This window comes from Hymenobacter cyanobacteriorum (assembly GCF_022631375.1).
GTDB lineage: Bacteria > Bacteroidota > Bacteroidia > Cytophagales > Hymenobacteraceae > Hymenobacter > Hymenobacter cyanobacteriorum.
In genome coordinates this window covers 66195-73976 of record NZ_JALBGC010000008.1, presented here as the reverse complement: position 1 = coordinate 73976, position 7782 = coordinate 66195, and the positions used below count along the sequence as shown (strand labels likewise).

General features: G+C 61.7%; 8 protein-coding genes. 5 read left to right on the top strand and 3 right to left on the bottom strand.

Going from position 1 to position 7782, the window contains the following annotated elements:
* Window positions 1–144: 144 nt before the first annotated feature.
* The 3 genes from MON38_RS22470 to MON38_RS22460 form a co-directional block, all read right to left on the bottom strand.
* Window positions 145–747 carry a NifU family protein gene (locus tag MON38_RS22470; protein WP_241938409.1) on the bottom strand — a complete coding sequence of 201 codons (603 nt, stop codon included), beginning with the start codon at window positions 745–747 and terminating at the stop codon, window positions 145–147.
* Window positions 748–898: 151 nt separating this feature from the next.
* Window positions 899–1978, bottom strand: a complete 1080-nt coding sequence (gene aroC / locus MON38_RS22465; protein WP_241938408.1) for a chorismate synthase — start codon at window positions 1976–1978, stop codon at window positions 899–901.
* Between the two features lie 100 nt (window positions 1979–2078).
* Window positions 2079–3581 carry a BatD family protein gene (locus MON38_RS22460; protein ID WP_241938407.1) on the bottom strand — a complete coding sequence of 501 codons (1503 nt, stop codon included), beginning with the start codon at window positions 3579–3581 and terminating at the stop codon, window positions 2079–2081.
* 264 nt (window positions 3582–3845) lie between these two features.
* Between MON38_RS22460 and MON38_RS22455 the strand changes: the two genes are divergently transcribed.
* From MON38_RS22455 to MON38_RS22435, 5 genes are all read left to right on the top strand, one after another.
* Window positions 3846–4613, top strand: coding sequence for a ferritin-like domain-containing protein (locus MON38_RS22455; RefSeq protein ID WP_241938406.1), 768 nt, complete (start codon window positions 3846–3848; stop codon window positions 4611–4613).
* 34 nt (window positions 4614–4647) lie between these two features.
* On the top strand, window positions 4648–5520 hold the full coding sequence (locus MON38_RS22450) for a ferritin-like domain-containing protein (RefSeq protein ID WP_241938405.1): 873 nt from the start codon (window positions 4648–4650) through the stop codon (window positions 5518–5520).
* 176 nt (window positions 5521–5696) lie between these two features.
* Entirely contained in the window at window positions 5697–6425 is a 729-nt protein-coding gene (locus MON38_RS22445; protein WP_241938404.1) for a ferritin-like domain-containing protein, read from the top strand.
* The gene (locus tag MON38_RS22440; protein ID WP_241938403.1) at window positions 6422–7312 is read left to right on the top strand and encodes a ferritin-like domain-containing protein; all 891 of its coding nucleotides are present in this window, start codon (window positions 6422–6424) and stop codon (window positions 7310–7312) included. Before MON38_RS22445 ends, MON38_RS22440 begins: the two co-directional genes overlap by 4 nt.
* A 208-nt stretch (window positions 7313–7520) precedes the next feature.
* Window positions 7521–7718, top strand: a complete 198-nt coding sequence (locus MON38_RS22435) for a hypothetical protein (RefSeq protein ID WP_241938402.1) — start codon at window positions 7521–7523, stop codon at window positions 7716–7718.
* Window positions 7719–7782 lie beyond the last annotated feature (64 nt).

The following is a 7782-nucleotide window of genomic DNA, read 5'->3' as shown; positions in this document are numbered from 1 at the left end:
GAAATAGCCCCGGCCACGTGAACGGGCCGAGGCTACGCAGGATGAACCGATGAGGCTCTCCTTGAAAGACTCAAAAATAGAAAAAAGTGGCCCCAGCGGCAACCCTTTATCACAGTATCTTTTAATTCTCAACTTTTAACTCACTTATACCATAATGCCTTCGGCCACTACGCTTTGCACCTCGGGCACCATGCGCTTGAGCAGGTTTTCGATGCCCGATTTCAGCGTAACCGTGGCCGAAGGGCAGCCCGAGCACGAACCCTGCAGGTTCACGGTCACGATGCCTTCGTGGTAGCTTTTGAAGGTGATGTTGCCGCCGTCCTGCTCCACGGCGGGGCGCACGTAGTTGTCGAGCAGGTCGATAACTTTCTGGGCAATCTGGCCTTCCTGCTGGGTGGGGTCGCCGGCGGTGGCGGCTTGGGCAGCCTTCTGCTCGGCGGCGGGGTCGACGGTGAACAGCGGGCCGCCGGCCTCCACGTAGCTCTTCAGGAACTGGCGCAGTTCGGGGATAATCTGCGTCCAGGCCAGCTCGGGCTGGGTTTTGGTCACGGTCACGAAGTTCTGGGCGATGAACACGCGGCCCACGTAGTCGAAGCCAAACAGCTCCTGCGCCACCGGCGAGTTAGCGGCGGCTTCGAGGTTGGGGTAATCCACGCTCACGCCATCCACCAGCAGGTTCTGGTTGAGGACGAACTTCATGCTCTCGGGGTTGGGAGAGGCTTCGGCGTAAATGGAAACAGCGGACATATGATTGGTTGGTTAGGTACTTGATTGTTAGCAATCGGCAGCGGCCCGGGGCCAGCGTTTTCCGATGAGCAAAGGTACAACCGCGACGGGGCCGCGGAGGTTGCAAATGTACCTACATCATTTCTTGTAGCGGGAGCTCTGCAAGTTCGCGCTACAATTGGTTGGCCCGGGCGCGCAGCAGCAAATCGGCCAGCACCAGCTGCGTCATGGCTTCCACAATGGGCACAGCGCGGGGTAGCACGCAGGCATCGTGGCGGCCGCGGCCCACCAGCGTAATGCTTTCGCCCTGGTCATTAATGGTTTGCTGGGGCTGCAGCAGCGTCGCCACCGGCTTAAAGGCTACGCGGAAATAAATGTCCTGCCCGTTCGAAATACCGCCCTGGCTGCCGCCGCTGTGGTTGGTGCGGGTGCGCACGGCCCCGGTTTCGTCGGTGTAAAACTCGTCGTTGTGCACCGAGCCGGGCAGCTTGGTGCCCTCGAAACCCGAACCGAACTCGAAGCCTTTCACGGCATTAATGCTCAGCAGCGCATGGCCCAGCACCGCCGGCAGCTTGTCGAACACCGGCTCGCCCAGCCCGGCCGGCACGTGGCGCGCCACGCCGGTAATGATGCCGCCCACGGTATCGTGCGCCGCCTGCGCGGCCCGAATGCGGGCTTCCATCAGCGCCGCCGTTTCGGGGTGCGGGCAGCGCACCGGGTTGGTGTCGGTGAGGCTCAAATCCAGCTCCGTGTACTCCAGCGGCACTTCCACTTCGCCCACAGCCGATACGTAGGCCACCGTATCGATGCCGAAATGCGCCAGCAGCTTCGCCGCTACGGCCCCGGCAGCCACGCGGGCGGCCGTTTCACGGGCCGAGCTGCGGCCGCCGCCGCGGTAGTCGCGGCGGCCATACTTCACGTCGTAGGTGTAGTCGGCGTGGCTGGCGCGGTAGGCGTGGGCAATGTGCGAGTAGTCGTCGGAGCGTTGGTCGGCGTTGGGAATGAACAGGCTGATGGGGGTGCCCGTCGTCACGCCCTCAAACAAGCCCGACTGAATGTGCACGGTATCGGCTTCCTTGCGCGGCGTGGTGAGGTCGGACTGACCGGGCCGCCGCCGGTCGAGCGCCGCCTGAATGTGGGCCGCATCCACGGCCACGCCGGCCGGGCAGCCGTCGATAATCACGCCGATGCCCGCCCCGTGCGACTCGCCAAACGTGGTGATGCGAAAGAGGGAACCGAAGGTGTTAGACATAAGTAGCGTTGTTAGTTGTTCGTTGTCAGTTGTTAGCCTACAAATGGTATCAGCCTGACAACTGACAACGAACAACTAACAACCAGCACTGCCCGCAAAACTACGCCCGCCGCCCGGCCCGCCACCAGCCGAAGGCGGCCACGCCGGCCAGGGTCAGCAGCACCCAGTCGGCGTAGCGGCGCACGTCGGCGTACACATCGAGCGGTTGCAGCGTGGTATCGGCCCCGGCCAGCGCGGGGCCGTAAAAAGGGTCCTCGCTGGGTTTGGGCAGCGGGTCGGGACGCAGGCCGGTGCCACGCACTACGGGGTGCAGACTGGGCCGCAACGTGTCGTAGCGGCCCGTGGCGGGGTCGAACACCACCAGCTGCAACAGGCTGTCGAGGTACACCGTGCCGGGCCGCCGGGCCACCAGCCGGTACCGGAACAGCTTGCGCCCGCCGCCCGGCGCGGGCTCTTCGCGGGCCTCGGGGCCATATACATCGAGGCCCGGGCGGGCGGCCAGCGTGGGGGCCAGCACGGCGGCCAGGTTGCCTTGCCCCTGCACGCCAAATGCCAGTGTGAACGACTCGCCCACGTGCGGGTGCGAGGTACTCAGGGCCTCCACCTGCCGGAAGTCGCCTACCGCCACAGTGCCCGCCCGGCCGCCCGGCAGCGGCAATACCGGCACGGTGAGGCCCGGCGAGAGGTAGGTTTTGTAGCCCGCCAAGCGGTTATCCTGCCCCGGCTCAGGCTTTTTCAGCAGCTTGAACTTCACCATCGTGAGGGCCAGCGGCGGGAAGCGCAGGGGCTGCGGCGTGAGCGGATAGTACAGGTTTTCGGCCAGCCGGAAGCGCAGGTATTTTTCGCCCTTATAGCGCACGGTATCGGGCGTCACGCTGGGCTCGGGGCCAGGCTCCTGCCAGGCCGTGGCCTGGTGCAGCTCGTGCAGCAGCGGCGGCAGCTGGTCGTCGAAATCATGAAACGAGAGCAGGGCCTGGTCTTCGGGCTTGAGGCAGAAATACAGCCCCACGCGCACGCCCTGGCCCTGGTACACGCGCGGCCGGTCGGCTAGCACGGCCAGAAAGGCGTGGTCGGGCACGTCCTGGTACAAGGCTGGCTTGGGCTTGCCGAACATCTTATCGAGGTCGGCCACGGCCTGCAGCGGGGCCGTGGGGTTGGCCGGCTTGGTGATGGTGCCAGGGTTGGGCGGCAGGGCCGGCCCCACGTGCACGGTGCTGCCCTTGGCGCGCAGCACCACCCCGTTCACGGTCATCTGAAACGGTTTGATGGCAATGTCGCCCTCGCCGTAGGGCACATATTTCTGCGTAATGGTAAGGTCGCTGAACCGGCGGCCCTGCACAATGCGCGTGGTGCTGGTGCTGGTTTTGCCCGTTTTCTTGAAGCCTTCCAGTTCCGGGAAATCCGAATACTTGCCCAGCTGCCCGCCCCGCACCCGGAAAGCCACCGTGTAAGTACCCGTTACGGGCAGCGTAGCCGGGCCCGGCAGCAACTGCACCTCGGCCGGTGCCGCGGTGGCTGGGGCGGACGTTCCCGGTTGCGCACTAGCCTGCCCTAGCCCCGCCAGCCCTGGCAACAACAGCAGCAGGCCCAAAAATCGTCGCATAGTTTACTGGCCCGTTATCAACGCCTAAAAGTAGCGGCCAACCGTCGAAACGGAGTTTTTGAAGGCTTGTATCGCTAGTGCATCACCTCAAAAAAACGAAAAATATCGGCCTTTTGAATCCTTTACCTGCACAGTTGCCGTATCTGCTCCCAAATCCCCTCCCAATTCTGGATTGCTGCTGTTAAAAAATCAGGCTTTTTAGTCTGCTGGTACCTTGTTGCCTTTTTTGTCCGAATCTTATTTCTCACCCAACTCTTTACGCTCATGTCTGACATCCTTCAGCCCCGCGGCTCCGACGAAAATACGCTCGTTCAGCCGATTTTTACGCCCATCAAGCGCCGCTCTTTCTTCATGTACGCGGGTGCTACGGCCGGCGCTACGGCCCTGGTACTGGCCGGCTGCTCGAAAGATTCGACCACGCCTACCGTAAACCTGCCCGCTGGTAACAGCACCACCGCCGACGGTTCCATTAGCCTGGGCTCGGGCGATGTGGGCGTGTTGAACTACGCGTATGCCCTCGAGCAGCTCGAAGCCGACTTCTATGCCAAAGTAGCCGCTTTATCGAACGGTTCAACGCTGCTCGGCGCTACCACTTTTGCTTACTTCCAGCAAGTAGCCAAGCACGAAGCCATTCACCGCGACTTCTTCAAGGCTGCTCTTACCCGCGATGCCAACGGTCAGGTACTGCGGGCGCTCACGCCGAAATATCCGGCCGCCACTTTCACCGATAGCACCAACATTCTGGCAACGGCTAAGGCTTTCGAAGACCTTGGCGTAGCGGCCTATAACGGCGCTGGCAAACTGCTCAAGTCGCCCGCTTACCTGCTGCTTGCTGGCAAGATTGTATCGGTGGAAGCCCGCCATGCCGCTTACATCCGCGACCTGGTTACGCCCGGCTCGTTTGCTGCTGATGACCAAGTAGACACCAATTCCGGCCTGGACAAATCGATGACGCCTAGCGCCGTACTCACCACGGCCCAAGCGTTTATCACCGAGAAGCTGGATGGCAGCGCTGTAGGTGTCAACGCTTAATTCCCTTCCTCTTCACTCGTAATCAATCCTCGCCATGAATTTCTTCAATATCATCAGCCAGCTGGCCGAAGTTGACTCCGACGTAATGGGCCGCCTCGACTCGCGCCGCGCCGTGTTCAGCTCGCTCACCACCGTGGGCAAGCGCGCTACTCAGGCTGCCGTACCGGCCTTGCTGGCTTCGTTTTTCTCGAAAGCCTACGCTGGCACTTCCGCCGGCGACCCGAAGGAAGTTTTCAACTACGCCCTCACGTTGGAGTTGCTTGAGGCTGACTTCTACAAGAAGGTTATTGCTTCGCCGCTTTTCAACACGGCTACGGCTGCTGACCAGGCCGCTATTCGCCAGATTTCCAAGCACGAAAACTCGCACGTATCCCTGTTGCAGGCTGTCGTAACCGGCATCGGCGGCACGCCCGTTACCAACATTACGTTCAAGCAGGCCACGTTCAACTCGCTGGCTACGTTCTACGGTGGTGCCACCAGCATTCTGGGCGTGGCCCAATTGCTGGAAGATACCGGCGTGCGGGCCTACAAAGGCCGGGCAGCCGACCTGCAGGGCCTGGGCGATGTTACCATCAGCGGCTCGGTGTACAACCCGCTCGAAACCGCACTGCGCATTCACTCGGTTGAGGCCCGCCACGCGGCGCACATTCGCTACATGCGCAGCACGCTGAACCCCGCTACCACGCCCTGGATTACCGGCGGCGGCGACCTCGACGGCCAGCCCCACTACACCGGCGCTACGCCCGAGAGCAACACCACGCAGTCGGGTGTGAGCCTGATTGCAGCCAACGCCATCACGGCCAACACTACGTACTCGCAAGCCGATGCTGCTGCCTCGTTTGATGAGCCCCTGACCGTGGCCGAGGTAACCGACGCTTCGCGCGCCGGTGGCCTGATTGGCGCCTAATCATTGCCCGATAGCCTTAGATGGCTATTCACAAAAAACAACGCCGGTTTCGCATTACGCGGAACCGGCGTTGTTTTTTAGGCCTTTGCAACCATTGCAGGGGCAGTGAGTACCTTTGTGGTGGCTCCGGCCCCAACGTTTTGGGCCACCTGCCCGATTGAAGCCTAAGCACAAGCATGTCTGAACACTCTTTTTCGTCCGCCTGGCGGGCGCAGCCCCTGGGGCGCCGCAATTTTTTGCGGGTTTCGGCGGCTTCGGCTGCCACGGTGGCGCTGGTAGCTACCACGGGCTGCTCGACCGAAACGCCCGAACCCGTTGAGGCCGACCCTCACCAGATTGCATTACCGTCCGCCGACAAGGGCTTGTTCTACTACGGCTACCTGTTGGCCCTGGCCCTGTCGACCACCTACGATAAGATACTGGCCAGCCCGCCCACCGACCTCACCACGGCCGAGCGCACTGTTATTGCGAACATGCGCGACCATCAGCTTGTCTACCGCGAGCTGTACCACTACTACATTGACCCCACCATCGGGGGGGCGCTGTTTCCCACCGATTTTGCGTTCAACACGGCTACTTTCACGCTCACCACGCGCCTGGGAGTGCTGGCCGCCGTGCAACAGCTTGCCGACCTGGCCGCCGCCGCCTACCCGGTATTGCTGCCCCTGTTCACTTCGGCCAGTGCCTACCCCCGCGCGCTGCTGCTGAAGACCGTTTCGGTGCAGGCCCGGCACGCGGCTACCATCCGCGACCTACGCACGCCCGGCTCGTTTGCCGATTCTACAGCCGTAGAGCCAAGCACCGGGCTGCTACGCACCAAAACTCCTGCCGAAGTGAATGCCGCCCTGGCCCCCTACTTCGCCCCCTACGTTATTTCCGTGGCCAATCTGGCCGTTCCCGTATGAAGCTGCTCCCGTTTCTCGACCGTCTCGCCGCTACCCCGGCGGCCACTGGTAATGCTGCGCCGCGCCGGGCGCTGCTACAGCAAGCCGGCCGCGCGGCACTGGCAGCGCTGCCCTTGGCCCTGGGCACCACACAGCCCGTAGCGGCCCGCACCCAAACCACGGCCTACGATGCCATCACGCAGCTGCTGCAGCTTGAGCGCCTGCAAATGACCTACTATTCGCGGGCGCTGACGACCAGCGGCCTGATTCCCGCGGCACAGGTAGCCGATTTCCAGCGGCTATACGACCAGCAGCTGCAGCACGTCGCCTTGTTGCAGAATACCCTGCAAACGGCCGGAGCTCTTGTGCCCGCCGTGCCGGCATTCGATTTCAGCGGCCGCAAAAACGTGGCGACCAACCCAGTGCTGTTCCCCAACGTGCTGAGCAACTACGACGATTTCCTGGCGCTGGCCCAACAGCTCGAGGACTTTAGCGTGCGGCTCTATACCACGTATGCCTTCATCAACCCCGACGATGCCCAGTTTGCGAAAGTATTGCTGCGCATGCTGGCCGTGGAGGGCGAGCACTCGGCCCACGTGCGCGGCCTGCGCCGCGACCGCGGCGTTGCCGTTAAAACTTGGCCCAGCAGCTCCGATGCGCCCATTGTGCGGCCAGCGGCCGCGCAGGCCCTTGCCGCTGCCGCTACCGCCGGCGAAGACAACCTCACGCAACTGGCTTCGGCCGGTGTGCCAATTGTGTTCAGCGATTTTCTCAACGTATTCAAATTCACGTCCGTACCCGATGCCTCGTTGGCCGAAGCATTCGATGAGCCGGTAGTTGACGTTGACACAACCAAGAAGCGCACTCCACAAGTAATTGCCCAAGCGGCGCTGGATTTATTCAGCTAAGCAGAATCGGTATAAAATTCTGGCTTTTTTCAGCGAAAGAGCGGCCCTGGCCGCTCTTTTTGCGTATTCGGCAACCCTGGCCATTGCCAAGCACATTTCCATTGTGCAATGGTTTGCTTTTTTTACTTCCTTTACTTCTCCCCGACCAGTTGATGGTGATGTTGCGGGCCACAATTCCCAGTTTTTCACTTTCCTCTACTGCCTCCTGATGTTAGACTACGTGAAAATGATTTTGCTGAAGGTGAGCTTCAGCAAAGCGCTGTTCGAAAAAGAGCTCCGCAAGGCATTGAACATGATATTGCCCGCCGAAATAAAGGATTTCCGCCGCTGGTGCTACCAGCAGTTTTCGCGCATCTACCGCCGCGTACTCAAGCGCGTGTTTGGCGAGCTAAGCCTGGGGGCCTAGCACTAGCAGCACAGGGCGGTGCCGATACGCTACCGAGCAATTCGTTGCAGGAACTAAGAGGCAG

What these genes read in the sequence shown, in the direction of transcription:
- MON38_RS22470 (WP_241938409.1), bottom strand. Translation starts at nt 747, where the DNA reads ATGTCCGCTGTTTCCATTTACGCCGAAGCCTCTCCCAACCCCGAGAGC.
- MON38_RS22455 (WP_241938406.1), top strand. Translation starts at nt 3,846, where the DNA reads ATGTCTGACATCCTTCAGCCCCGCGGCTCCGACGAAAATACGCTCGTT.
- MON38_RS22435 (WP_241938402.1), top strand. Translation starts at nt 7,521, where the DNA reads ATGTTAGACTACGTGAAAATGATTTTGCTGAAGGTGAGCTTCAGCAAA.
- MON38_RS22460 (WP_241938407.1), bottom strand. Translation starts at nt 3,581, where the DNA reads ATGCGACGATTTTTGGGCCTGCTGCTGTTGTTGCCAGGGCTGGCGGGG.
- aroC (WP_241938408.1), bottom strand. Translation starts at nt 1,978, where the DNA reads ATGTCTAACACCTTCGGTTCCCTCTTTCGCATCACCACGTTTGGCGAG.
- MON38_RS22445 (WP_241938404.1), top strand. Translation starts at nt 5,697, where the DNA reads ATGTCTGAACACTCTTTTTCGTCCGCCTGGCGGGCGCAGCCCCTGGGG.
- MON38_RS22450 (WP_241938405.1), top strand. Translation starts at nt 4,648, where the DNA reads ATGAATTTCTTCAATATCATCAGCCAGCTGGCCGAAGTTGACTCCGAC.
- MON38_RS22440 (WP_241938403.1), top strand. Translation starts at nt 6,422, where the DNA reads ATGAAGCTGCTCCCGTTTCTCGACCGTCTCGCCGCTACCCCGGCGGCC.